At 71.3% G+C, this 25,151-nt stretch carries 21 protein-coding genes; 17 read left to right on the plus strand and 4 right to left on the minus strand.

The features are described from left to right. Window positions 1-5: 5 nt before the first annotated feature. From ACWD3E_RS29570 to ACWD3E_RS29605, 8 genes are all read left to right on the plus strand, one after another. Window positions 6-2,165 carry a RecQ family ATP-dependent DNA helicase gene (locus ACWD3E_RS29570; protein ID WP_451390628.1) on the plus strand — a complete coding sequence of 720 codons (2,160 nt, stop codon included), beginning with the start codon at window positions 6-8 and terminating at the stop codon, window positions 2,163-2,165. A gap of 189 nt (window positions 2,166-2,354) precedes the next feature. Beyond that, window positions 2,355-2,549: a hypothetical protein gene (locus tag ACWD3E_RS29575; RefSeq protein WP_451390629.1), complete on the plus strand. Its 195-nt coding sequence runs from the start codon at window positions 2,355-2,357 to the stop codon at window positions 2,547-2,549. After that, window positions 2,546-3,949: a DUF4192 domain-containing protein gene (locus tag ACWD3E_RS29580; protein WP_451390630.1), complete on the plus strand. Its 1,404-nt coding sequence runs from the start codon at window positions 2,546-2,548 to the stop codon at window positions 3,947-3,949. The genes ACWD3E_RS29575 and ACWD3E_RS29580 overlap by 4 nt, the downstream gene beginning before the upstream one ends. Before the next feature lie 154 nt (window positions 3,950-4,103). After that, window positions 4,104-4,862 (plus strand): NUDIX hydrolase, encoded by a 759-nt coding sequence (locus ACWD3E_RS29585; RefSeq protein ID WP_451349233.1) that lies wholly within the window; start codon window positions 4,104-4,106, stop codon window positions 4,860-4,862. A 66-nt stretch (window positions 4,863-4,928) separates the two neighbouring features. Next, the gene (locus tag ACWD3E_RS29590) at window positions 4,929-7,331 is read left to right on the plus strand and encodes an ATP-binding cassette domain-containing protein (protein ID WP_451390631.1); all 2,403 of its coding nucleotides are present in this window, start codon (window positions 4,929-4,931) and stop codon (window positions 7,329-7,331) included. Between the two features lie 162 nt (window positions 7,332-7,493). After that, window positions 7,494-8,381 carry a FadR/GntR family transcriptional regulator gene (locus ACWD3E_RS29595; RefSeq protein ID WP_451390632.1) on the plus strand — a complete coding sequence of 296 codons (888 nt, stop codon included), beginning with the start codon at window positions 7,494-7,496 and terminating at the stop codon, window positions 8,379-8,381. A gap of 425 nt (window positions 8,382-8,806) precedes the next feature. Continuing rightward, window positions 8,807-10,348, plus strand: coding sequence for an RNA polymerase sigma factor (locus ACWD3E_RS29600; RefSeq protein ID WP_451390633.1), 1,542 nt, complete (start codon window positions 8,807-8,809; stop codon window positions 10,346-10,348). Window positions 10,349-10,469: 121 nt separating this feature from the next. Further along, window positions 10,470-11,330 carry a serine protease gene (locus ACWD3E_RS29605; RefSeq protein ID WP_451390634.1) on the plus strand — a complete coding sequence of 287 codons (861 nt, stop codon included), beginning with the start codon at window positions 10,470-10,472 and terminating at the stop codon, window positions 11,328-11,330. A 120-nt stretch (window positions 11,331-11,450) separates the two neighbouring features. Here the strand turns inward: ACWD3E_RS29605 and ACWD3E_RS29610 are convergent, their stop codons facing one another. Continuing rightward, a complete protein-coding gene (locus ACWD3E_RS29610) occupies window positions 11,451-11,681 on the minus strand; it encodes a DUF7455 domain-containing protein (RefSeq protein ID WP_451390635.1) in 231 nt (76 codons plus the stop codon). 440 nt (window positions 11,682-12,121) lie between these two features. Between ACWD3E_RS29610 and ACWD3E_RS29615 the strand changes: the two genes are divergently transcribed. The 6 genes from ACWD3E_RS29615 (at window position 12,122) to ACWD3E_RS29640 (ending at window position 19,005) form a co-directional block, all read left to right on the plus strand. Further along, entirely contained in the window at window positions 12,122-14,245 is a 2,124-nt protein-coding gene (locus tag ACWD3E_RS29615; protein ID WP_451390636.1) for a DNA gyrase/topoisomerase IV subunit B, read from the plus strand. 203 nt (window positions 14,246-14,448) lie between these two features. Next, window positions 14,449-14,970, plus strand: coding sequence for a DUF1453 domain-containing protein (locus ACWD3E_RS29620; RefSeq protein ID WP_451390637.1), 522 nt, complete (start codon window positions 14,449-14,451; stop codon window positions 14,968-14,970). Next, window positions 14,967-16,118 (plus strand): sensor histidine kinase, encoded by a 1,152-nt coding sequence (locus ACWD3E_RS29625; RefSeq protein ID WP_451390638.1) that lies wholly within the window; start codon window positions 14,967-14,969, stop codon window positions 16,116-16,118. The genes ACWD3E_RS29620 and ACWD3E_RS29625 overlap by 4 nt, the downstream gene beginning before the upstream one ends. After that, window positions 16,115-16,798: a response regulator transcription factor gene (locus ACWD3E_RS29630; RefSeq protein WP_451390639.1), complete on the plus strand. Its 684-nt coding sequence runs from the start codon at window positions 16,115-16,117 to the stop codon at window positions 16,796-16,798. Before ACWD3E_RS29625 ends, ACWD3E_RS29630 begins: the two co-directional genes overlap by 4 nt. 69 nt (window positions 16,799-16,867) lie before the next feature. Next, window positions 16,868-17,416: a DUF485 domain-containing protein gene (locus ACWD3E_RS29635; protein ID WP_451390640.1), complete on the plus strand. Its 549-nt coding sequence runs from the start codon at window positions 16,868-16,870 to the stop codon at window positions 17,414-17,416. Continuing rightward, the gene (locus ACWD3E_RS29640) at window positions 17,413-19,005 is read left to right on the plus strand and encodes a solute symporter family protein (protein ID WP_451390641.1); all 1,593 of its coding nucleotides are present in this window, start codon (window positions 17,413-17,415) and stop codon (window positions 19,003-19,005) included. The genes ACWD3E_RS29635 and ACWD3E_RS29640 overlap by 4 nt, the downstream gene beginning before the upstream one ends. A gap of 41 nt (window positions 19,006-19,046) precedes the next feature. On the opposite strand, the gene ACWD3E_RS29645 is transcribed toward ACWD3E_RS29640, so the two are convergent. Beyond that, window positions 19,047-19,739: a response regulator gene (locus ACWD3E_RS29645; RefSeq protein WP_451390642.1), complete on the minus strand. Its 693-nt coding sequence runs from the start codon at window positions 19,737-19,739 to the stop codon at window positions 19,047-19,049. 159 nt (window positions 19,740-19,898) lie between these two features. Between ACWD3E_RS29645 and ACWD3E_RS29650 the strand changes: the two genes are divergently transcribed. From ACWD3E_RS29650 to ACWD3E_RS29660, 3 genes are all read left to right on the plus strand, one after another. Continuing rightward, window positions 19,899-20,714, plus strand: a complete 816-nt coding sequence (locus tag ACWD3E_RS29650; RefSeq protein WP_451390643.1) for an ABC transporter ATP-binding protein — start codon at window positions 19,899-19,901, stop codon at window positions 20,712-20,714. Then, window positions 20,704-21,582, plus strand: a complete 879-nt coding sequence (locus ACWD3E_RS29655; protein ID WP_451390644.1) for an ABC transporter permease — start codon at window positions 20,704-20,706, stop codon at window positions 21,580-21,582. Before ACWD3E_RS29650 ends, ACWD3E_RS29655 begins: the two co-directional genes overlap by 11 nt. Before the next feature lie 76 nt (window positions 21,583-21,658). Beyond that, on the plus strand, window positions 21,659-22,720 hold the full coding sequence (locus ACWD3E_RS29660) for an ABC transporter substrate-binding protein (RefSeq protein WP_451390645.1): 1,062 nt from the start codon (window positions 21,659-21,661) through the stop codon (window positions 22,718-22,720). An 18-nt stretch (window positions 22,721-22,738) separates the two neighbouring features. Here ACWD3E_RS29660 and ACWD3E_RS29665 read toward each other — a convergent pair whose 3' ends face one another. Both ACWD3E_RS29665 and ACWD3E_RS29670 read right to left on the minus strand, forming a co-directional pair. Further along, entirely contained in the window at window positions 22,739-23,419 is a 681-nt protein-coding gene (locus tag ACWD3E_RS29665; RefSeq protein WP_451390646.1) for a response regulator, read from the minus strand. Then, window positions 23,416-25,101, minus strand: a complete 1,686-nt coding sequence (locus tag ACWD3E_RS29670; RefSeq protein ID WP_451390647.1) for an ATP-binding protein — start codon at window positions 25,099-25,101, stop codon at window positions 23,416-23,418. Before ACWD3E_RS29670 ends, ACWD3E_RS29665 begins: the two co-directional genes overlap by 4 nt. Window positions 25,102-25,151: the final 50 nt, after the last annotated feature.

Genomic DNA, 25,151 nt, shown 5'->3' on the forward strand with positions numbered 1-25,151 from the left:
GGGGCATGGACACCCCGGAACTGCGCGCCGAAGCCGATGCCGTCCTCGCCGAGCTGGTCGGCGTTCCGGAGGGCTCCGCGCGGCTGCGGGAGGACCAGTGGCGGGCGGTGGCCGCACTGGTGGAGGAGCGGCGGCGCGCGCTGGTGGTGCAGCGCACGGGCTGGGGCAAGTCGGCGGTGTACTTCGTCGCCACCGCTCTGCTGCGGCGGCGCGGCGCGGGCCCGACGGTCATCGTCTCGCCGCTGCTGGCGTTGATGCGCAACCAGGTCGAGTCGGCTGCCCGGGCCGGCATCCGGGCGCGGACCATCAACTCGGCCAACCCGGAGGAGTGGGACGAGATCCACGACGAGGTCGACCGCGGCGAGACCGACGTCCTCCTTGTCAGCCCGGAGCGTCTCAATTCCGTCGGCTTCCGCGAGAACATGCTGCCCAGGCTCGCGGCCACGACCGGTCTGCTCGTGGTCGACGAGGCACACTGCATCTCCGACTGGGGCCACGACTTCCGCCCCGACTACCGCCGGCTGCGCTCGATGCTCGCCGAACTGGCCCCCGGCGTTCCGGTGCTGGCCACCACGGCGACCGCCAACGCGCGGGTGACCGCGGACGTGGCCGAACAACTGGGGACCGGTGCCGGCGAGGCCCTGGTGCTGCGCGGCACGCTGGAGCGGGAGAGCCTGCGGCTGGGGGTGGTCCAGCTGCCGGACGCCGCGCACCGGCTGGCCTGGCTGGCCGAGCACCTGGACGAGCTGCCGGGGTCCGGGATCGTCTACACGCTGACGGTGGCCGCGGCCGAGGAGGCCACCGCCTTCCTGCGCCAGCGCGGCTTCCCGGTGGCCTCCTACACGGGCCGCACGGAGAACGCCGACCGGCTGCAGGCCGAGGAGGATCTGCTGGCCAACCGGGTCAAGGCGCTGGTCGCGACGTCTGCGCTCGGCATGGGCTTCGACAAGCCGGACCTGGGCTTCGTGGTCCATCTCGGCTCGCCGTCCTCGCCGATCGCCTACTACCAGCAGGTGGGCCGCGCGGGCCGCGGGGTGGAGCACGCCGACGTCCTGCTGCTGCCGGGCAAGGAGGACGAGGCCATCTGGCGCTACTTCGCCGACTCGGCCTTCCCGCCCGAGGAACAGGTGCGCCAGACCCTCTCGGCCCTCGCCGGGGCGGGACGCCCGCTGTCCGTGCCGGCCCTGGAGGCGGCGGTGGATCTACGGCGCACCCGGCTGGAGACCATGCTCAAGGTGCTCGACGTGGACGGCGCCGTGCGGCGGGTCAAGGGCGGCTGGGAGAGCACTGGGCAGCCCTGGCGGTACGACACCGAGCGGTACGCCTGGGTGGCGCGGCAGCGGGCCGCCGAGCAGGAGGCCATGCGCGACTACGTGAGCACGTCCCGGTGCCGGATGGAGTTCCTGCGGCAGCAGCTGGACGACGACGGCGCGGTCCCGTGCGGCCGGTGCGACAACTGCGCGGGCCCGTGGATCGGTTCGTCCGTGTCGGCCGAGGCGCTGACTGGGGCGGCGAAGGAACTGGACCGCCCGGGCGTCGAGGTCGAGCCGCGCCGCATGTGGCCCACGGGGATGCCCGCGCTCGGCATCGACCTCAAGGGCCGCATCCCGGCCGGCGAGCAGTGTGCCACCGGGCGCGCCCTGGGCCGGCTGTCGGACATCGGCTGGGGAAACCGCCTGCGCCCGCTGCTGGCCGAGAACGCGGCCGACGGGCCGGTCCCCGACGGGGTGCTCGAGGCCGCGGTCGCCGTCCTCGCCGACTGGGCGCGCTCACCGGGCGGCTGGGCACCGAACGTCCCGGACGCCTCCGCCCGGCCGGCGGGAGTCGTCGCCGTACCGTCCCTGGCCCGTCCGGAACTGGTCGGCTCCCTCGCCCGGGGCATCGCGGCCGTCGGCCGCCTCCCCTTCCTGGGCACCCTGACGTACACCGGGCCGGACGGTGCGCACGCGGCGCGTCGCAGCAACTCCGCCCAACGCCTGCGGGCGTTGTCCGGGACCTTCGCCGTCGGTGAGGAGCTGGCCGGTGCGCTGGAGCGTACGTCCGGCCCCGTCCTGCTCGTGGACGACTACACCGACTCCGGATGGACGCTCGCGGTCGCTGCCCGTCTGCTTCGCCGGGCAGGCAGCGGGCCGGTTCTCCCGCTGGTGCTCGCCGCCGCGGGCTGAACCTCCCGGCAACTTCTGCCGCACCGATGCCACAGTTCTGAGCCCGGCTGCGTCGGTCCTGTCGAAGGCACCTCCCGCGACTGCGAACGGGAGGCGACGGGATGGGCACGTACCAGCTTCCCCGAGGTCGCCGAGGCGGTCGACCGCACCGAGCAGGCGGTACGGCACCTCGGCAGCCGGGCCCGGCACGTGGAGGCGCTCACACAGCACGACGGCACCCCCGCCGCCGTCCTGACGACATCGACGGGCGTCTTCGCCGTGGTCACCACGGACATCGACCTTCGCGGCGACCGCCCCCGCATCTCCGTTCTTGGCGTGTCCCTGATCCGAGTTGTCCACAGGCCCAAGCGGAATCTCGTGATCCGCGAGATCGTCCGTGCATGACGAATCACAGCGAATCGACAGGACCCTCCGAAAACGGCGACGAGAACGGCGACATCGCGGGACACTCCACCCCGGTCACCCTGCGCACCCCGGCCGAGCTGGCCGACGCCCTGCCCTATCTGCTCGGCTACCGCCCCGAGGACAGCATGGTGCTGGTCGCCCTCCACGACCGGGGAGGTCGGGGCAGGTTCGGCGGCCGGGCCCGGCTCGGGATTCCCGCCGGCGAGGAGGACTGGAAGGCCGCCGCGAGCCAGCTGGTCCGCGGCCTGATCACCGGCAGCGAGCGCCGAGGTGCCCGGCCCGGGCAGATCGTCGCCTACGTCTGCCAGGAACCGGGACCGGGGGAGTCGGGCGCGGACGTCATGCGCCGGCTCCAGCCGCTCGCCCATCTGCTGCGCACCGAGTGCGGCGAACTCGACGTGCCGGTGATCGAGGCGCTCTGCATCTCGGACGGCCGCTTCTGGTCGTACTGCTGCCCGACCGCGGACTGCTGCCCCGAGGCCGGCTCACCGATGGGCTTGCCCGGCACCTCGGTACTGGCAGCGGCGGCCACCTACGCCGGAATCCAAGTGCGGGGCACCCTGCGGGAGTTGCGGGCCAGGCTGCTGCCCTGGGAGACCCGGGCCGCCCTGGAGCAGGAGGTCGCCCTCGACGCGGCGGGCCTGGCCCTGGTGCCGCGCATCCTGGACGACGCGACCCGCGCGGAGGTCGCGGAGCGGACCCTCGACCTCGCCGGGCGGATCATCCACCGGTTCGCCGCGGCAGCCCCGGTGTGCGGTACGCACCCGGCGGACCTGCGCGACGACGGCCTGCTCGGACACGACGAGGCGGCCACGCTGATCCTCGGGCTCCAGGACCGTACGACCCGTGACCGCGCGGCGGCGTGGATGGAGGGCGACGAGGCGGGTCCGGCCCTGCGGCTCTGGCGGGCCCTGGCCCGCCGCTGCGTGGGGCCGTACGGGGAGCACGCCGCCGCCCCGCTGACCCTGGCGGGCTGGGTCGCCTGGTCGACCGGGGACGAACTGGAGGCCCGGGAGGCCCTGGCGATGGCGCTGGGCGCGGACCCCGACTACCTCTTCGCCCGGCTGCTCCACCAGGCCTGCAACGAAGGGCTCGATCCCGAGACGATCCGGCGCTGCCTGCGGGCGGAACGCGGGGAGCCGGCGCGGGTCGAACCCCCGGGACCGGACGACGGCTCCCGGCGCCGTCGTCGCGTGCGGTCCACCGAGGGCGGACGGCGACGGTCGGGCGGCTCCCACCCCCGGCCGTCGGCTGCGGGCCACTCGCGGCCCGGCGGTGAGGGGGCAGGCGGCACTGCGAGGAAGGGCGGCGCGCGCAGGCGTGCGGCAGGCGCGGACGACGGTACGGCCGGCAAGACCGTGCCCGGGGGCGGCCAGTAGGTACCCGAGGCGGACGCACTCCGACGACCGCGATTCGGTCGGCTTCCCCGAAGCGGGGACTCGCCATGGTCGAGGAAGCGGCGGACGATCTGCAATCGGGGGTGTGACCGAGGAAGGAGGTGTTTATCGTCAGGCAGACGACTATGATCGCGGCATGCCCTACGACCCGTCAGCCTTTCCGCCCTTCGCCGTCACCGTGGACCTGGTCGTGCTGACCGTACGCCGCCATGCCCTGTGTGCGCTGGCGGTGCGCAGGGGCGAGCCCCCCTTCCAGGGGCGCTGGGCACTGCCCGGCGGCTTCGTGCGGGCGGACGAGGACCTCTCCCAGGCGGCGGCACGGGAACTGGTGGAGGAGACCGGGCTGTGCGTCCACGATCCCGCGACCCCGGCCCAGGACAACGGCGCCCATCTCGAACAGCTGGCCACCTACGGCGACCCCAAGCGGGACCCCCGGATGCGCGTGGTCAGCGTCGCGCACCTCGTGCTCGCCCCCGACCTGCCCGCACCCCGTGCCGGTGGCGACGCGAGCAACGCTCGCTGGGCACCGGTCGAGGAACTGCTCCAGCAGGGCGGCTACGGCCGTGACGGCGAGCCCGTGGCCCCCCTCGCCTTCGATCACGCCCAGATCCTCGCGGACGGCGTCGAACGGGCCCGGTCCAAGATCGAGTACTCCTCGCTGGCCACCGCCTTCTGTCCGCCCGAGTTCACCGTGGGTGAGCTGCGCCGGGTCTACGAGGCGGTGTGGGGCGTGGCTCTCGACCCGCGCAACTTCCACCGCAAGGTCACAGGGACACCTGGATTCCTCGTCCCCACGGGCGGTACGACCACCCGTCAGGGCGGCCGGCCGGCGCAGCTCTTCCGGGCGGGCGGCGCCACCCTGCTCAACCCGCCGATGCTGCGCCCGGAGGTCTGAGGCACACCTTTGTGGTAAAGGGTGTGATACATAAAAAACCGGACATTACGCGCTATCTTTCTGCAGGTGATCCAGGCCTTCGGACTGACCAGCAACCCCCGCAAGGCGCATCCGCCTGCCGTGGACGACGTCTCCTTCGAAGCGCGCGCCGGCCAAGTCACCGTGCTCTTCGGAAGCCAGGGCGCGGGCAAGACGACGGCGCTCAGACTGATGCTCGAACTCCAACAGGGCCGCGGCATCACGTACTTCAGGGGACGGCCCCTGCACCGGATCGCTCACCCGTCGCGGGAGGTCGGCGTGCTCCTCGGCGACGTTCCCGGTCATCCGGCCCGCTCCGTCCGCGGACACCTGCGCATGCTGAGCGCGGCGGCGGGAGTTCCGGCCCGGCGGGCCGACGAGGTCCTCGAAGTGGTCGGCCTCGTCAGCCTCCGCGAGGAGCGCCTCGGCACGCTGTCCCGCGGCATGGACCGCCGGCTGGGCCTGGCCTGCGCGCTGCTGCCCGACCCGCACACCCTCGTCCTCGACGAGCCCGCCTATGGCCTCTCCGCCCGCGAGGCGGCTTGGCTGCACGGCATGCTGCGGGCCCACGCCGCCCAGGGCGGCACGGTGCTCTTCACGACCGCCGATTCCAAGGAGGCCGCGCGCGCCGCCGACCACGTCGTCACCCTGGACGACGGCCGGATCGTCGCCGACCAGGAGGCGCGGCGGTTCGCCCGCACCCGGCTGCGCCCGCGCGTGGCCGTCCGCAGCCCCCATGCCACGCGCCTCGCGGCCCTTCTCACCAAAGAGGCCCGCACCGCCCAACGCTCCGTCGAAGTCGTACGGGAGGACGGCAACCGCCTCTCCGTGTACGGCACGACGACCGCCGACGTCGGCGAGACGGCGTACCGCCACGGCATCCTCATCCATCAACTGGCCGACGAGGTGGGCGACATGGGGCCGGACGCCGAACCGGACCCCGGCGACGACGGGTGTCCCGAGGGCGAGCCGCTACCGGCCGGGCCTGAGCAGTCCGCAGCGAACCCCTCCGAGACCAGCCAGACCCAGCCCGTGCCGGGCTCCGCGCCGTCGGATCACGCGTCAGCGGTGTCGGGTTCGCCGTCGGCGCGGCGGGGTGCTGCGCAGACCCCGGCGGCGTCGCCTGACTCCGCGTCACTCGAGCCCGGTCCGGGGGCCGCAGCGAGCCCCTCCGAGACGGGCCAAATGCCTGCCGAGCCCGGTTGCGCGTCGCCGCAGAGTTCCCATGTCTCCGACGATGAACCGGCATCGCCCGGGGAAGCAGTCGGACACCAGCGCGGGCCGGATCCGGCCAAGGCCGCCGCTGACGCCACTTTGGCGGATGGCCGTCAGACGCCGGCCGTCGCGACCTCGGGAGTCGACGGCGTGGCCTCCGAGGTTGCCGACTCGGCTGCCATGGATGCCTCGGACGACGGTGGCGACCCCGTCCCCGCCGAGGCGCTCGCGCGTGCCGACGGCGTCGGGTCCGCCGGCGCCGCGGCCACCCCGGACGCCGGACACACCAGGGTCTCCCTCGCCCCGGAGACGCAGACCGACACCGCGAGAACTCCCTCGGTGGGCATTCCCGGCGCCCGGGACCCCGGCAGCCGCCGGCCGCGGCCCGACCGCTCCGCGCCCCCCGACGAGGTCCGTTCCCTCGACGCGCTGTCCGCCCTCCCGCCCCCCATCTCCGTCCGCCCCGCCCGAAGCCCCCTCCGCCCTCTGCGCTACGAACTCCGGCGCGCCACCGGCATCGGCGTCGGCTTCCTCACCTGCGGGGCCGTGCTGGTGGTGTCCACGCTCACCGCCCTACTCCTGGCCCGGATCGGCCACACCCCGCAGGCGCGGCTGTTCGCGGCGTGGCCGCGACAGATGCCGCTGCCGCCCGCGGCGCTCGCGGCGGGACTGCTCGGTGCGCTGGCCTTCGGGGACGAGTTCCGCCACCCCGCCCTGGCGGCGGACCGCGGCACCGTGCCCCGCCGGCTGGGGCTGCTGACCGCGAAACTGCTCGTCGCCGGTGCCACTGCCGCGATGCTGGCCTTCCTCACCGTGGGCTGCGACGCCGAAATGCTCTATCTCGTCTACGGACGGGAGCTGACACTGGTTCCCGCGGACTGGCTTTCGCTGAGCGCGAGTTGGTTCGGGCTGATGGTCGGCTGCGCCTGGGCCGGTGTCCTCGCGGCCGGTGTCTTCCGGTCCACCACGGCAGGGCTCGCCGCCGTGCTGGCCGTACCCGTCCTCGTCGTACCCCTCTTGTACAAGGCGCTGCAGGGTCGTGCCGCGCGGACGGCGGCCGGATTCCCGGCGCGGATGAGGGAGGTGTTCCTGCTGCAGTGGCCCTTCGGAGGCGAGCGCTACCTGCTCGGCGCGGCCCGGGTCCTCGCTCAACCCGTGGGCGGTGCACTGGCGTTGTCGCTCACGGCATTGCTGTGCGCGTATCTGCTCACGGCGCTCCGAACCAGGTTCCGATGACGACCGTCCGCACGGTTCCGATCCTGCCGTGCGCACAACTCCCCGGTTAAAGCCCATTTCTTTCCGATAAGGCGTCAATTGCGACGGGGTGAGCGATCACCCTTTCGTGTGCTTTTCACCAAAGACCTCAAGGGAGTTGAAGGCGGCGCCGACAAAGGATCCGTGAGTACCCTTGCGCACACCATGATGACCGCCGCCCGCTCCACAGACTCAGGTCTGGTCGGCCCGGGCGAACTCGACCGTTACCCCTACGCGGACGCCCCGGTGGCCGACCGCGTCGGACCGCCCGCCTGGGAAGGGGCGGACCCCGAACTGGGCCGCGTCGGCCGGCGCGCCGCGGGCAGCCGCGGACGCGGACTGCACGGCCAACTCGTCCAGCAGCTGGGGCAGATGATCGTCTCCGGCGACCTGGGCGCGGACCGACCGCTGGTGCCCGAGGAGATCGGCCAGCGCTTCGAGGTCTCGCGCACCGTCGTCCGCGAGTCCCTCCGCGTCCTGGAGGCCAAGGGCCTCGTCAGCGCCCGCCCCAACGTCGGCACGCGCGTGCGTCCCGTCAGCGACTGGAACCTCCTCGACCCGGACATCATCGAGTGGCGGGCCTTCGGGCCGCAGCGCGACGACCAGCGCCGTGAGCTGAGCGAGCTGCGCTGGACGATCGAGCCGCTCGCTGCCCGCCTCGCCGCCGGGCACGGGCGCGAGGAGGTGCAGCAGCGCCTCAGTGACATGGTCGAGATCATGAGCCACGCCATGGCGCAGGGCGACGCGCTGACCTGCTCGCGCGCCGACATCGAGTTCCACACGCTGCTCATCCAGATCGCCGGCAACCGCATGCTGGAGCACCTCTCCGGCATCGTGTCGGCCGCCCTCCAGGTCTCCGGGGGCCCGGTCACGGGCTGTGACCGGCCGAACGAGGCGTCCCTCGCGCAGCACGCGCGGATCGTCGACGCGCTCGGCACCGGCGACGGTACGGCGGCGGAGTCGGCCATGCGGCAACTGCTCACCGTCCACCCCGAGGTGGAGCGCGTGGTTCCCGCCCCGCGCGAACATTGACGCGAGCACCGGCCCGCACCGCCGGCGGGGCGGTCGTCGGCGCGCGGCGTCCTCCTGGCTTCCCGTGGCGGCGCCGGGCCCTGCCGGATCACACAGGTCCGGCAGGGCCCGGCGCCGCAACGGCCCGCCGAGGTCGCCGTGGCGGCCCGGGTTGACACTTCAATGCCGCCTTCTGTCCATATCTGACCGTTTTTGGCTGCTTACGGGGTGTGACCCGGGCCACGCAGATTGGGCGTAACGCTCGGGGAAACAGCGCGATGACCTAAGAGGTGACAGCCGCGGAGGGAATACGGACGCCATGTACGGCGCTGTGAATCTTCCCGGCCCCCGCCCGCGCCGTCGGCCCAATCCCCAGGCCGGTGGTCGGCTCCTGTCCATAGTGGACGGTGCCGGAAGCCGTTTTCCAACGTTCCGAGAGGTTGTTCGTGTCGGCCAGCACATCCCGTACGCTCCCGCCGGAGATCGCCGAGTCCGTCTCTGTCATGGCGCTCATTGAGCGGGGAAAGGCTGAGGGGCAGATCGCCGGCGACGATGTGCGTCGGGCCTTCGAAGCTGACCAGATTCCGGCCACTCAGTGGAAGAACGTACTGCGCAGCCTCAACCAGATTCTTGAGGAAGAGGGTGTGACGCTGATGGTCAGTGCCGCAGAGCCCAAGCGCACCCGAAAGAGCGTCGCAGCGAAGAGCCCGGCGAAGCGCACCGCCACCAAGACGGTCGCGGCGAAGACGGTGACCACCCGTAAGGCCACCGCCGCCACGTCCGCCCCGGCCGCGCCCGCCGCCTCCGTCCCCGCCGATTCCGCCGAGGAAGCCGCACCGGCCAGGAAGGCCGCGGCCAAGAAGACGACCGCCAAGAAGGCGGTCGCGAAGAAGACCGTCGCGAAGAAGACGGCCGCCAAGAAGACCACGGCCAAGAAGGACGACGTCGAACTGCTCGAGGAAGAAGTCCTCGAGGACACCAAGGTCGCCGACGAGCCGGAGGGCGCCGAGAGCGCCGGCTTCGTCCTGTCCGACGAGGACGAGGACGACGCGCCCGCCCAGCAGGTCGCCGCCGCGGGTGCCACCGCCGACCCGGTCAAGGACTACCTGAAGCAGATCGGCAAGGTCCCCCTGCTCAACGCCGAGCAGGAGGTCGAGCTGGCCAAGCGCATCGAGGCGGGTCTGTTCGCCGAGGACAAGCTGGCCAACGCCGACAAGCTCGCGCCGAAGCTGAAGCGTGAGCTGGAGATCATCGCCGAGGACGGCCGCCGCGCCAAGAACCACCTCCTGGAGGCCAACCTCCGTCTGGTGGTCTCGCTGGCCAAGCGCTACACCGGCCGCGGCATGCTCTTCCTGGACCTCATCCAGGAGGGCAACCTCGGTCTGATCCGCGCGGTCGAGAAGTTCGACTACACCAAGGGCTACAAGTTCTCCACGTACGCCACCTGGTGGATCCGTCAGGCGATCACCCGCGCCATGGCCGACCAGGCCCGCACCATCCGTATCCCGGTGCACATGGTCGAGGTCATCAACAAGCTCGCGCGTGTGCAGCGCCAGATGCTCCAGGACCTGGGCCGCGAGCCCACCCCGGAGGAGCTGGCCAAGGAGCTCGACATGACCCCGGAGAAGGTCATCGAGGTCCAGAAGTACGGTCGCGAGCCCATCTCGCTGCACACCCCGCTGGGTGAGGACGGCGACAGCGAGTTCGGTGACCTCATCGAGGACTCCGAGGCCGTCGTCCCCGCCGACGCCGTCAGCTTCACGCTTCTGCAGGAGCAGCTGCACTCGGTTCTGGACACCCTGTCCGAGCGCGAGGCCGGCGTCGTCTCCATGCGCTTCGGCCTCACCGACGGTCAGCCGAAGACCCTGGACGAGATCGGCAAGGTGTACGGCGTGACGCGTGAGCGCATCCGCCAGATCGAGTCCAAGACCATGTCGAAGCTGCGCCACCCGTCGCGTTCGCAGGTGCTGCGCGACTACCTCGACTAGGTCGCGGCTCCACGCCACCGAAGGCCCGGTTCCCCTCACGGGGGCCGGGCCTTCGTGCTGCGCGCGGCGGCGCCGTGGATGACTCTGGGTGTTCCAGCACCGCCCGAGAGTGAGGTCCTGTATGCGTGGTTCCGCAGTCCGCACGCTGATCCGGCCGCTGGCCCTGGTGGCCGCGGTGACCGCCATACCCCTGACGGGCGCCGCTCCGGTGGCCGCCGACAGCGTGGTGGTCGGGGGGTTTCCGATAGACATCACCCAGGCCCCGTGGACGGTGGCGCTGGCCAGCCGTGACCGGTTCGGGGGTACGCGGGCGGGACAGTTCTGCGGCGGCGTGGCCATCGCGCGGACCACGGTGCTCACCGCGGCCCACTGTCTGGCCGAGGACGTCCTGGGAGCGCCGCCGAGCGGCCTGCGGGACCTCAAGGTCATCGCGGGCCGCACGGACCTGCTGTCGGCCGACGGCGAGGAGATCGCCGTCCAGGACGCCCGGGTCAACCCGCGCTACGACGCCACGGCCAACTCCGGTGACTTCGCCGTCCTCACGCTCGCCAAGCCGCTGCCGCAGAGCGCCGTCGTGACCATGGCCGCGCCGGGGGACGCGGCGTACGCGCCCGGGACGGAGGCTCTGGTCTCCGGGTGGGGTGACACGACCGGCGGGGGTACCTACACGCGCCGGCTCCATGCGGCACGCGTGAACGTGCTGGGCGACGAGCTCTGCGCCCGTGCCTACCCGGGCGGCCCGGAGGGCGCGTACCGCGCCGACACCATGCTCTGCGCCGGTGAGCCCCTCGGGGGCCCCGACGCCTGTCAGGGCGACAGTGGCGGCCCTCTGGTGGCCGGAGGACAGCTGATCGGACTGGTGTCCTGGGGGAGCGGCTGCGGGCGGCCAGGGAGCCCTGGTGTCTACACGCGGGTCTCCGAGGTCGTACGTGCCCTGGAACCGGCCGCGAGCGGGCCGCAGCGGCCCCTCGGGCGCTCCTGACGGGCCCAGGGGTACACGGGGCTAAGCAGAGGGCACACGAGCACGGGCGGTCGCTCCTGGAACGGAGTGACCGCCCGTGCACCGGCCTGTGCCGGGGCTGGCTCGTCGGGTGTGCGAGATTCAGCGCTCTTCTTCGGGAACGGAGTTCGGAACGGAGGTCAGCCGCTCCGTCTCGTCCTGTATCTCAGCGGCGATCTTCTTGAGTTCCGGCTCGAACTTGCGCCCGTGGTGGGCACAGAAGAGCAGTTCTCCGCCGCTCATCAGGACGACGCGCAGGTATGCCTGGGCGCCGCAGCGGTCGCAGCGGTCGGCGGCCGTCAGCGGGCTCGCGGGGGTCAGAACAGTAGTCACGTCGCCTCTTCTCTAGCTCGACGAGCTGTCGTACCAGGGTCAACATCCAACCAGCCAGAAAATGTTCCCGCTCGTGGCTTTCCTCGAAAAATTTCTTCCGAGGCGGCTGTCTGCTGCCGGTTGGCGGCGAATGTGCCGTAGTGCGTCTCTTGTGTGCTTACGGTTTCGCGCTGTCTTCAGTCTCGGTCCTCCCGGCCGGGTTGCCGGTTGTGCATGAGGACGTGCCCGGAGCCTAAATGGTTCATGCCTCGAATGGAACGTGATGTGTACTTCACTCCATCGAGGGATCGAACGTGCATGCGAGTCTGGACTAGTCTGAGTTTCCCGACGAGGGTGGCGTTACAACGGCTCTACCAGGCCTCGGTACCCTCTGAGCGGCGACCGAAGCCGCCCCCTTGCCCAGAAGGGGGCCACCTGAAATTCAGCGAGGAGCGAACCGCGTGACCGCCGATACGTCCGTGCCGTCCACAGCGCTGCTGGCAGGAGCAGACCGGGACGGTTCCAACTACACCGCGCGGCACCTGCTCGTCCTTGAGGGCCTTGAGGCCGTGCGCAAGCGCCCGGGCATGTACATCGGCTCGACCGACAGCCGCGGCCTCATGCACTGCCTGTGGGAGATCATCGACAACGCCGTGGACGAGGCCCTCGGCGGCTACTGCGACCACATCGACGTGATCCTCCACGACGACGGCTCCGTGGAAGTGCGGGACAACGGCCGTGGCATCCCCGTGGACGTGGAGCCCAAGACCGGTCTGTCCGGCGTCGAGGTCGTCATGACCAAGCTCCACGCCGGCGGCAAGTTCGGCGGCGGCTCGTACGCCGCCTCCGGCGGCCTGCACGGCGTCGGCGCCTCCGTGGTCAACGCCCTCTCCGCACGCCTCGACGTCGAGGTGGACCGCGGCGGACACACGCACGCGATCAGCTTCCGGCGCGGCGTGCCGGGCGCCTTCGCGACGGACGGCGCCGACGCGAAGTTCGAGGCCAAGAGCGGGATGCGCAAGACCAAGAAGATCCCCAAGACCCGCACCGGCACGCGCGTGCGGTACTGGGCCGACCGGCAGATCTTCCTGAAGGACGCCAAGCTCACCCTGGAGACGCTGCACCAGCGGGCCCGCCAGACCGCGTTCCTGGTGCCGGGCCTGACCATCGTCGTCCGCGACGAGTTCGGCCTCGGCGAGGGCGGCAGCAAGGGTGAGGAGTCCTTCCGCTTCGACGGCGGCATCAGCGAGTTCTGCGAGTACCTGGCGAACGACAAGCCGGTCTGCGACGTCCTCCGCTTCGCGGGCAAGGGCACCTTCAAGGAGACCGTCCCGGTCCTGGACGAGCACGGGCAGATGACCCCGACGGAGGTCACCCGCGAGCTGGGCGTGGACATCGCGCTGCGCTGGGGCACGGGCTACGACACGACCGTCCGGTCCTTCGTCAACATCATCGCCACCCCCAAGGGCGGCACCCACGTCTCCGGCTTCGAGCAGTCCGTGACGGGGGTGTTCAACGACGTGCTGCGCGCCAAGAAGCTGCTGCGCGTGGCCGAGGACAACATCGTCAAGGACGATGCCCTGGAGGGCCTGACCGCCGTCGTCACCGTGCGCCTGGCCGAGCCGCAGTTCGAGGGCCAGACCAAGGAGGTCCTCGGCACCTCGGCGGCCCGCCGCATCGTGAACACCGTGGTCACCAAGGAGCTGAAGGCGTTCCTGACCTCCACGAAGCGGGACGCCGCCGCCCAGGCCCGGGTCATCATGGAGAAGGTGGTCGCCGCCGCCCGCACGCGTGTCGCGGCCCGCCAGCACAAGGACGCCCAGCGGCGGAAGACCGCGCTGGAGTCCTCGTCCCTGCCGGCCAAGCTCGCCGACTGCCGCAGCGACGACGTCGACCGCAGCGAGCTGTTCATCGTCGAGGGCGACTCCGCGCTCGGTACGGCCAAGCTGGCCCGGAACTCCGAGTTCCAGGCCCTGCTGCCGATCCGGGGCAAGATCCTCAACGTGCAGCGGTCGTCCGTGACCGACATGCTCAAGAACGCCGAGTGCGGCGCGATCATCCAGGTCATAGGAGCGGGCTCGGGTCGCACCTTCGACATCGACCAGGCCCGCTACGGCAAGATCATCATGATGACCGACGCCGATGTGGACGGCTCCCACATCCGCTGCCTGCTCCTGACGCTGTTCCAGCGCTACATGCGGCCCATGGTCGAGGCCGGCCGGGTCTTCGCCGCGGTGCCGCCGCTGCACCGCATCGAGATCGTCCAGCCGAAGAAGGGCCAGGACAAGTACGTCTACACGTACTCGGACCGCGAACTGCGCGACAAGCTCATGGAGTTCCAGAGCAAGGGCATCCGGTACAAGGACTCGATCCAGCGCTACAAGGGTCTGGGCGAGATGGACGCCGACCAGCTGGCCGAGACCACGATGGACCCGCGCCACCGCACCCTGCGCCGCATCAACCTCTCCGACCTGGAGGCCGCGGAACAGGTCTTCGATCTGCTCATGGGCAACGACGTGGCACCCCGCAAGGAGTTCATCTCCAGCTCGGCGGCGACACTGGACCGCTCGCGGATCGACGCGTAGCCGCTGTGCCGGGCTTCGACCGACGGGAGGGCTTGCCGGCGTGCGCGCCGGCAGGCTCTCCACCCGTGGGTGGAGGCCGACGGGCCGTATGGTTCCACCCGTGATCCACCCTGGATCCGATCCCCTGACCTGCACGTTTCCGTAGCTTCGAAGGTGTCGGGAGCACTCGCTTCCGGCGTTCCCTTCCGCTCACGGAGGCTCTGATGTACGGGCTGGTCAGCGTGTTGACGACGGTGGCCGTCGTCGCCGTGGTGGTCGTCCGTCAGTTCCGCGCCCGCGCGATCACCAGCGGCCGGCGCTGGTGGCTGCTGCCCGGGATTCTCGCGGTCGTCGCCTTGCGCCAGCCCGGCATACTCGACGCCCACCACCGTGCCGCCTCGGCCGTGATGCTCGCCGCGGAGCTGCTGGTCAGCCTGGCGACCGGCGCGGGCTGGGCCTGGACCACCCGCATCTGGACGGATGCGGACGGCGTCGTCTGGACCAAGAGCACCAAGGCCAGCCTCACCGTCTGGGCCGTCGGCATAGCCCTGCGCATCGGTGTCTTCGTCCTCGGCACCGCGTCCGGTGTGCACCAGGGCACCTCCGCCCTGACGCTCGGATTCGCCGGCACCCTGCTGGTCCGCGCGGCGATCCTGGCCTGGCGGGTCCGGTCGTCCGGCTCCGCGAGCGGTTCGGCAGCGGCGTACGGTGACGGCGCGCGGTCGGCGCGGAAGGAGCACGTGTGACGGAGAACCACTGGACCCGCTGGCCGTCGAGAGAGGCACTCGGCCGCGCGGGAACGGCCCGGCCCCGGCGCATGCTCGCCTGGGCGGTCCGGCTCCTCGTGCTCGGGCTGCTGCTCTGGGGCGCCTTCACCCAGAACCACGTCGACACCTGGGGCGCGATCGCCGCCGCGGCGGGCGTCCTGCTGGCCGCCCTCGTCTCCTGGGCCTTCTTCCGCACCACTTATGAACACCGGTTGGTGCCCTCCCTGATACTCATGTCCGTCCTCCTGGCCATCGCGGTCGCGGCGCAGGCGACGGGGTTCAAGGGACCGGCCCTGGTGATCTGGTGCGGCTGCGGAATCTCCGCCCTGGAGCGGCTGCCGCTCGCGGCTGCCCTGCCGGTGACGTCGGTGGCGCTGGCCTCGTACTCCGCCTCCAACGACGACGTCTGGCTGACCACTGCCGCCACCGTGGCGGGCATGGCCCTCGCCGGGTACGTCCTGCGGCTGGACGCGGAGGCCCGGGGCAACGCGCAGCGGCTGCTAGCCCAGGAGCGGGCCGCGCGGGTGGCCGAGGCGGAGTCGGCGGCCCTGGCCGAACGCGCGCGGATCGCCCGCGAGATCCACGACGTGCTGGCCCACAGCCTCTCGGCGCAGCTCGTGCACCTGGAGGCGGCCCGGCTGCTCATCGAGCGCGGCGCCGACCGGGAGCAGATCCTGGAGCGGGTCGTGGCCGCCCGGGGCATGGCCCGCGACGGTCTCGCCGAGACCAGGCAGGCACTGTCCGCGCTGCGCGGCGAACTGACGCCGCTGGAGGACTTCCTGACCGAACTCGTCAGCGGATCCGACGGCGCCGAGGTCACCGTCACGGGTGAGCGCAGACCCCTGCCGGCCGAGGCCTCCCAGACCGTGCGCCGGGTCGCACAGGAGGCGCTGACGAACGTGCGCAAGCACGCCCACGGCGCCAAGGTCCGGCTGCGGCTCGACTACACCGAGCACGAAGTGACCCTGAACGTGCGGGACTTTGGAGGTCAGACGGGTGAACTCGCCGGGTCCGGCGGCGGGTACGGTCTGCTGGGGATGCGGGAGCGGGCCGAACTGCTGGGCGGCTCGCTGGACGCGGGACCGGACGAGGAAGGGTTCGTGGTGACGTTGAAGGTGCCCGTATGACGGAGCCGGAGGGGGAGAAGAAGGCCGCACGCGTGGTGGTCGCCGACGACCAGACCGTGGTCCGGGAAGGCATCGTCATGCTGCTCGGACTGCTGCCCGGCGTCGAGGTCGTGGGAGCCGCGGGAGACGGCGAGGAGGCGGTGCGGCTGGTCGGGGAACTCGCCCCGGACGTGGTCCTGATGGACCTGCGCATGCCCCGCTGTGACGGTGTGGAGGCCACCCGGCGGATCCGGGCGCAGTACCCCGGAACCCAGGTCGTGGTGCTCACCACCTTCGCGGACGACGAGTCCCTGTTCCCGGCGCTGCACGCGGGAGCCCGCGGATACCTCACGAAGGACGCCAGCGGGGACGAGATCGTGCGCGCCGTGGAGAGCGTCCTGTCGGGAGAGGCCGGACTGTCCCCGAGTGTCCAGCGCAGGCTGCTGGAACGGCTGTCGGAGCCCGAGTCCCGGCCGCCCGCCACCGAGTCGCCCGACGGGCTGACCGCGCGGGAGACCGAGGTCCTGGTGCTGATCGCCGAGGGTCTCAGCAACCAGGAGATCGCCCGCAAGCTGCACGTTTCCACCGCGACCGTGAAGACACACATCAACAACCTGTTCGCCAAGACGGGTCTCAAGGACCGGGCGCAGGCAGTGCGTTACGCCTACGGAAAGGGGCTGGTGCGGCCACCCGCGGGGTGAATCACCTGATGGGGTGAAGAGCTGTGGGAAGAAGAGTCGGGGATCTTCCCAGTCTGTCCATCCTTGGGCATGCAGCCAAGCAACGGCCGTGCCCGCGGAGCCGGGGACGGTCCCGAGAGTTCGGCCGAGCGCCAGGAAGACCACATCGCGACTCCTCACGAGGTGAGGTACGAGGACCCCTGGTACGACGCGCTGGCCTCCGACTGGGGCGAGCTGGACGGCACCGGTGCGCCGGCCCCGCTCGTGCCGCCCGCGCGCGGGGAGCGGGACGGAGCGGCCGTACGCGCCCGCGACGTGTACGTCGAGGTGCAGCGCAGCGCGGCCTTCCAGGAAGTGCGCAGCCGCTACCGGAGGTTCGTGGTGCCGGGCGCCGCCGTCTTCCTCGTCTGGTATGTGGCCTACGTGGTCACCGCGACGGCCGCGCCCGGACTCATGGCCAGGCCCGTGGCAGGGGCGGTGAACGTGGGGATGCTGGCGGGGCTCGGGCAGTTCCTCACCACCTTCCTGCTCACGTGGGCCTACGCCCGGCACGCGCGGCTGCGCCGGGACCGGGCTGCCCTGGAGCTGCGCTGGGACACCCAGGAACTGACCCGCGGAGTCCAGGGAGGCGCCTCGTGACCGGCCACCATCAGACGCTCGCCCTGGTGCTGTTCAGCGGGTTCGTGGCCGTCACCCTGGGGATCACGACCTGGGTCAGCCGCAGGCGGCACGGTTCGGCGGAGGAGTTCTACGTCGGCGGACGGCTGTTCTCCCCGATGGAGAATGGTTTTGCCATCGCGGGTGACTACATGTCGGCCGCCTCCTTCCTCGGTGTCACGGGGCTCATCGCGCTGTACGGCTACGACGGGATGCTGTATGTCGTGGGCTTCCTCGTGGCCTGGCTGGTCGTGCTGTTCCTGGTGGCCGAACTGGTCCGCAACTGCGGGAGGTTCACCCTCGCCGACGTGGTGGCGGCACGGATGAGCGAGCGGCCGGTGCGGATCGCGGCGGGAACTTCCTCGGTCACCGTGTCCGTTCTGTATCTGGTGGCCCAAATGGTGGGCGCGGGCAGCCTGGTGGCGCTGCTGCTCGGGCGGACGACCGGGGCGGCCCAGGCCTGGGCGGTCGTCGGGGTCGGCGCACTCATGGTGATCTATGTGACGTTGGGAGGGATGCGGGCCACGACGTGGATCCAGATCGTGAAGGCGGTGCTGCTGCTCAGCGGGACCATCGTGCTGACCGTGCTCGTCCTCGTCCGGTTCCACGGGGACGTCGACCGGCTGCTGGTCACGGCCGCGGGGCGCAGCGGGCACGGGGACGCGTTCCTGGCGCCCGGCCTGAAGTACGGCGGGAGCTGGACCGCACGCTTCGACTTCATCAGCCTGGGGTTCGCGCTCGTGCTGGGCACGGCGGGACTGCCGCACATCCTGTCGCGCTTCTACACCGTGCCGACCGCGAAGGCGGCCCGGCGCTCGGCCGTGTGGTCCATCGGGCTGATCGGCGGCTTCTACCTGATGACGATCGTCCTCGGGTTCGGTGCGGCGGCGCTCGTGGGACCGGAGGCCGTACGCGGCTCGAACGCGGCCGGGAACACCGCTGTCCCACTGCTCGCCCTCGACCTGGGAGGCGGCGCCGGATCCACCGGTGGAACGGTTCTGTTCGCCGTCGTCGCCGCCGTGGCCTTCGCGACCATCCTCGCGGTCGTCGCCGGGATCACGCTCGCCTCCTCCGCCTCCGTGGCCCACGACCTGTACGCCTCGCTGCGGCGCCGCCACGCCAAGGCGCGAAGCGAGGTGGCGGTGGCCCGCATCGCGGCGGCCGGCATCGGCGTCGTCGCGATCGCGCTCGGCCTGCTGGCCCGCGATCTCAACGTGGCCTTCCTGGTCGGGCTCGCCTTCGCCGTCGCCGCGTCCGCGAACCTGCCCGTCCTGCTGTACTCGCTCTTCTGGCGCGGCTTCACCACGCGCGGCGCGGTGTGGGCCGTGTACGGCGGGCTGATCCCGGCGCTGGGACTGGTGCTGCTCTCCCCGGTGGTGTCCGGCAGCCCCGGCTCGCTGTTCCCGGACGTCGACTTCCAGTACTTCCCCTTGCAGAACCCCGGCATCGTCTCCATCCCGCTCGGCTTCCTCGCCGGCTGGCTGGGCACGGTCACCTCGGACGAGGTCGCCGACGAGGCCAAGTACGCGGAAACCGAGGTGCGGTCACTCACCGGGGCGGGAGCCGTGTAGCCGACGGCACCCGCACGGCCGTAGCGCCGCGCAGGCACCGCCTAGGGCACCACCCAGGCGTACCGGTGCTCCGGGCGTCCGGTGTCGCCGTACTTCAGGGAGAGGCGGAGGCGGCCCGCCTGTTCCAGGTGGCGCAGGTAGCGCTGGGCCGTGGAGCGACTCAGGCCCGTCCGGACGGCCACCTCGTGGGCGGACAGCGGCTGGCCGGCGCGGTGCAGGACGCCGCAGATCAGGTCCGTCGTGGGCTCCGAGTGGCCGCTGGGCGGACCCGGCGCGGACGGCGCCGGTGCCGTGCGCAGCGCGCCGAAGATCCGGTCGACCTGCTCCTGGCCGGTCAGGCCGCGCCCGGCCACCCGGTCGACCGTGCGGCACAGGGCCGCGTAGGAGTCCAGCCGGCTGCGCAGGGCGGCGAAGGTGAAGGGTTTGACCAGGTAGTGCAGGGCGCCCAGGCGCATCGCCCACTGCACCGTGGCCACATCGCCCGCGGCCGTGATCATGATGACGTCGGTGCCGTGGCCGTGCTCCCGCATGCGGTGGACGAGTTCGAGACCGGTCTGGTCCGGCAGGTAGTGGTCGAGCAGCACCAGGTCGATGCCACCGCGTTCGACGGCGGCCAGGGCCTGGCCAGCGCTGTGCGCGCGGGCGGTCACCCGGAAGCCGGGAACCTTTCCCACGTACTTGGCGTTTATCTCAGCGACGCGGAAGTCGTCGTCGACCACCAGGACGTCAATCATCGGGCCTCTCCTTCAAGGCCGACGAGCGTTAAGCCCGTGTTACGTGCTCCGCAGTTGTAGCGCGAGCAAAATGAGCACAACAGATGCTTGCGAGCAAAAGAACGGCTAGTGCTCACAAGACTGCTGCTGTGGCGGGGGCCACATCTACCGTCCCGGGCCATGAGCGCAGACACCAGCCCCGCCATCGAGCTACGGGGCGCCAGCAAAACCTTCAGGACCCCGTCCGGGGCTCTGCACACCGCCGTGCGTGGCCTGAACCTCACCGTCCAGCGCGGCGAGTTCGTGGCCGTCGTAGGGCCGACCGGCTGCGGGAAGTCCACCACGCTGACCCTGGTCAGCGGCCTGGAGGAGCCCACCGAGGGCGAGGTGCTGGTGGCCGGCGAGCCGGTCGACGGCGTCGGCGACAAGGTCGGCTTCGTCTTCCAGCAGGACGCCACCTTCCCCTGGCGGACGGTCCTGTCCAACGTCATGGCCGGGCCGCGGTTCCGTGGCGTGCCCAAGGCGGAGGCCAAGCAGAAGGCCCGCGAGTGGCTGGCCCGGGTCGGCCTCGCCGCCTTCGAGGACCGCTACCCGCACCAGCTCTCCGGCGGCCAGCGCAAGCGCGTCGCCCTCGCCGCCACCTTCGTCAACGACCCCGAGATCCTGCTGATGGACGAGCCGTTCTCGGCGCTCGACGTGCAGACCCGGGCGCTGATGTCGGACGAGCTGCTGGAGCTGTGGGAGGGGACGGGCGCCTCCGTCGTCTTCGTCACCCACGATCTGGAGGAGTCCATCGCGCTGGCCGACAAGGTCGTCGTGATGACCGCGGGGCCCGCGACCGTCAAGCAGGTCTTCGACATCGACCTGCCCCGCCCGCGCAAGGTCGAGTCGGTGCGCCTGGAGCCGCGGTTCATCGAGATCTACCGCGAGATCTGGGAGTCCCTCGGTGAAGAGGTCCGCATCACCCGTGAGAGGGGTGCCGCGCATGTCGCCTGAGGTCATGCCCGAGGCCCAGGTCGCTCTGACCATGACCGAGCCCGGCAACAAGACGGACCGCGCGTACTCACGCGCGCGTGCCGCCCGTAAGCGCAAGATCGTCGTCTCGGCCGCCCGCGTCCTGCTCCTGGTCACCTTCCTCGGCCTGTGGGAAGTGCTCTCCCGGGCCAAGGCCATCGATCCGTTCAACTTCTCCATGCCCTCGAAGATCTGGGACCAGATCTGGACCTGGGTGATGCACGGCACCGCGCTCGGCTCGCTCGGCGACCAGATCTGGGCCACGCTCCACGAGGCGCTGCTCGGCTGGGTGCTCGGTGTGGTGGCCGGTGTCGTGTTCGGTATCGCTCTGGGGCGGATCGCCTTCCTCGCCGATGTCCTTGGTCCATACATCAAGGTGCTCAACTCGATACCCAGGATCGTCCTTGCCCCGATCTTCGTGATCTGGTTCGGACTCGGCCCCGCCTCCAAGGTCGCGTCGGCCGTCGTGCTGGTGTTCTTCCCGGTGTTCTTCAACGCCTTCCAGGGCGCCCGCGAAGTCGACCGCAACCTGGTCTCCAACGCCCGGATCCTCGGCGCGAGCGACCGCAGGGTGACGCTCCAGGTCGTCATCCCGTCGGCCACCTCGTGGATCTTCACCAGCCTCCACGTCAGCTTCGGCTTCGCCCTCATCGGCGCCATCGTCGGCGAGTACATCGGCGCGACCAAGGGCATCGGCCTGCTCGTCGCGCAGTCGCAGGGCACCTTCAACGCGGCCGGTGTGTACGCCGCGATGGTCATCCTCGCCGTCGTGGCACTCGTCGCCGAAGGGCTGCTCACCTTCGCCGAGCGCCGCATCTTCCGCTGGAAGCAGTCGGGTTCCGGCAGCTGAGTCACAGCTGCCCCTGATCCACCCCCGTTGCACTCCCCTTTCCCCGCACCGCCCTCTCACAAGGACGTGAACCGCCATGCGCAAGTCCGCCAGATACACCACCCTGGCCGCCGCCGGCCTGCTCGCTCTCTCCTCCCTCACCGCCTGTGCCAATGACGCGGCGAGCACCGCCTCGGCCGGCTCCGGCAGCAAGGGCGACGGCAAGGGGACGAAGGTCAAGATCATGGTCGGCGGCCTGGACAAGGTCATCTACCTGCCCGCGATGCTCACCCAGCGGCTCGGCTACTTCGACGCCGAGGGCCTCGACGTGGAACTGCTGAGCGAGCCGGCCGGCGTCCAGGCCGAGACCGCGCTCGTCTCCGGGCAGGTCCAGGGGGCCGTCGGCTTCTACGACCACACGCTGGACCTGCAGACGAAGGGCAAGGCCGTCGAGTCCGTCGTGCAGTTCTCGCACGCTCCCGGAGAGGTCGAGGTCGTCTCCACCAAGGCGGCGGGCGACATCACCTCGCCCAAGGACTTCAAGGGCAAGAAGCTGGGCGTGACGGGCCTGGGCGCCTCGACCGACTTCCTGACCAAGTACCTCGCCGTCAAGAACGGTGTGAATGTCAGCGAGTTCACGCCGGTCGCCGTCGGAGCCGGACCGACCTTCATCTCGGCGCTCCAGAAGGGCGCGATCGACGCCGGCATGACGACCGACCCGACCGTCGCCACGATCCTGAGCAAGAAGGCGGGCAAGGTCCTCCTCGACATGCGCACCCCCGAGGGTTCGCAGGCGGCGCTGGGCGGGCCGTACCCGTCGTCCAGTCTGTACATGCAGACGGACTGGGTGAACGGGCACAAGGAGACCGTCCAGAAGCTGGTCAATGCATTCGTCAAGACGCTCACGTGGATGTCCACCCACAGCGCGGACGAGATCGCGGCCAAGATGCCCGCCGACTACTCCCAGGGCGACAAGGCGCTCTACGCCGAGGCGATCAAGAGCACGCTGCCGATGTTCACCAAGGACGGCGTGATGCCCGCGGGCGGCCCCGAGACCGTCGAGAAGGTCCTCAAGGCGTTCAACCCCAACATCAAGAACGCCAAGGTGGACCTGAGCAAGACGTACACGACCGAGTTCGTCGACAAGGCCGCCAAGTGACCGCTCGCTGAAGCGCGCTCAGACGCGGGTCGCCCACACGTAACGGTGTTCCGGGCGGCCCGCGTCGCCGTATTTCAGGGTCAGCCGGGCCCGTCCGGTGCGCTCCAGGAGCTTCAGATAGCGCTGGGCGGTCTGCCGGCTCACCCCGGTCCGCTCGGCGATCTCCTGGGCGGACAGCGGCCCTTCCGCGGTCATCAGCGCCTGGCGCACCAGCCCGGCCGTCGTGGGGGAGTGCCCCTTGGGCAGCCCCGGCTCCGACGGCGCGGACAGGGCGCCGAAGATGCGGTCCACCTCGGCCTGTTCGGCCTCACCGCCGCCGTCCAGGGTGCGGCGCAGCTGCGCGTACGCCTCCAGCTTGGCGCGCAGCCCGGCGAAGGCGAACGGTTTCATCAGGTACTGCAGGGCGCCGTGCCGCATGGCGGCCTGGACGGTCGAGACGTCCCGTGCCGCCGTCACCATGATCACGTCGGTCTGGTGGCCGCGTCGGCGCATCTCCCGGACGACGGCGAGACCGGTGTCGTCGGGCAGGTAGTGGTCCATGAGAACCAGGTCGAGACGCGGCAGCGTCTCCAACTGCCGCAGTGCCTCGGCCGCGTTGTGCGCCTCGCCCGCCACGTGGAAGCCGGGCACCTTCTCGACGTAGGCGGCGTTGACCCGGGCGACCCGGGTGTCGTCGTCCACGACCAGGACCTCGATCATCGCGCCTCCTGCTCGCCGACAGCCGCAGGGGCTGCACCGGCCGGCGCCGGTTGCAGTCCGGGCTCGGTCAGTGCGTCGGTCAGTGCCTCGGGCAGGACGACGGTGAACTCCGCGCCCCCGCCGTCCGCGGCGCCCACGGACGCGCTCCCGCCCTGCCGTTCGGCGAGCCGGCGCACCAGCGAGAGCCCGAGGCCCCGCTTGCCGTGCGCGGGCGGCTTCTTGGTGGACCACCCCTCCGTGAAGACCAGCTCCCGCTGGTCCTCGGGGATCCCGGGTCCGGTGTCGCGCACCCTGAGGACGACCGTGCGGCCCTCCGTACGCAATTCGACCTCCACGCGCGCGTGCGGAGTTCCGGCGACCGCGTCGAGCGCGTTGTCCACGAGGTTGCCGACGACCGTGACCAGCCCCCGCGGGTCGATCAGCCGGTCCGGCAGCCGGGTGCGCTCCGACACCCACAGCGCCACGCCCCGCTCGGCCGCCACGGTCGCCTTGCCGACCAGCAGGGCGGCCAGCAGCGGGTCCTGGATCTTCTCGGTGACCTGCTCGGCGGTGACCCGGTGGTCGCCGACCACCTCGCCGACGAACTCGACGGCGTCGTCGTACATCTCCAGCTCCAGCAGGCCGAGCAGGGTGTGCATGCGGTTGGCGTGCTCGTGGTCCTGGGCGCGCAGGGCGTCGATCAGGCCGCGCGTGGAGTCGAGTTCGCGGCCCAGCTGCTCCAGCTCGGTGCGGTCGCGCAGGGTGGCCACGGCGCCGCCGTCGTCCGTGGGCATGCGGTTGGCGACCAGGACCCGCTGCCCGCGCACGGTCAGCAGATCGGTGCCGGTGACCCGCCCGGCCAGCACGTCCGTCGTACGCCCCGGGCCCAGCCCCTCGTCCGGGGTCAGCCCCACGGCCTCGTCGCCGATGCCCAGCAGCCGCCGGGCCTCGTCGTTGAGCAGGCGGATCCGGCCCGCGCGGTCGAACGCGACCACGCCCTCCCGGATGCCGTGCAGCATCGCCTCGCGCTCCGCGAGCAGCGCCGAGATGTCGGAGAAGGCCAGGTCCCGGGTCTGCCGCTGCACCCTGCGGGAGATCAGCCAGGCCGCCAGCGCGCCCACCGCGAGAGCGGCTCCGGCGTACGCGAACAGCCCCGGGATGGCGCTGATCAGCCGGGCGCGCACGCTGTCGTAGGCGATGCCGACGGAGACCGCCCCGATGATGCGGTGGTGGGTGTCATACAGCGGCACCTTGCCGCGTGCCGAGCGGCCGAGGGTGCCGTTGTCGATCTCCATGACCTCCTTGCCGGCCAGGGCGTCGCGGGGGTCGGTGGAGACCTGGTGGCCGATCTGGCTCGGGGTGGGGTGCGACCAGCGGATCTTTCGCCGGTCCAGCACCACGATGTACTCCGCGTGGGTGGCGTGCCGGATTCGCTCGGCCTCCCGCTGCACCGGGCCGTCCTTCGTCGGCGGGGTGGTCAGGACACCCTCGGCGATCTGCGGGTCCTGGGCCGTGGTCTGCGCGATGGCCAGCGCGCGGCGCATCGCCTCCTGGTCCAGCTGCCTGCTCAGCGGCGCCAGGAACAGCCCGGTCGCGAGCACCGCGACTCCCGCGGCGATCGCCACCTGCATGAGCAGCACCTGGGAGAACACCCGCCGGGGCAGACCGAGGCGCAGCCGGCGCGCGGGGGGAGTGGGGCTCATACCGACGACGGTACGTGGGCGGGCGGACATGCCCCAGGGCTGTGTGGCGT

The sequence above is a fragment of the Streptomyces sp. NPDC002676 genome, assembly GCF_053592455.1.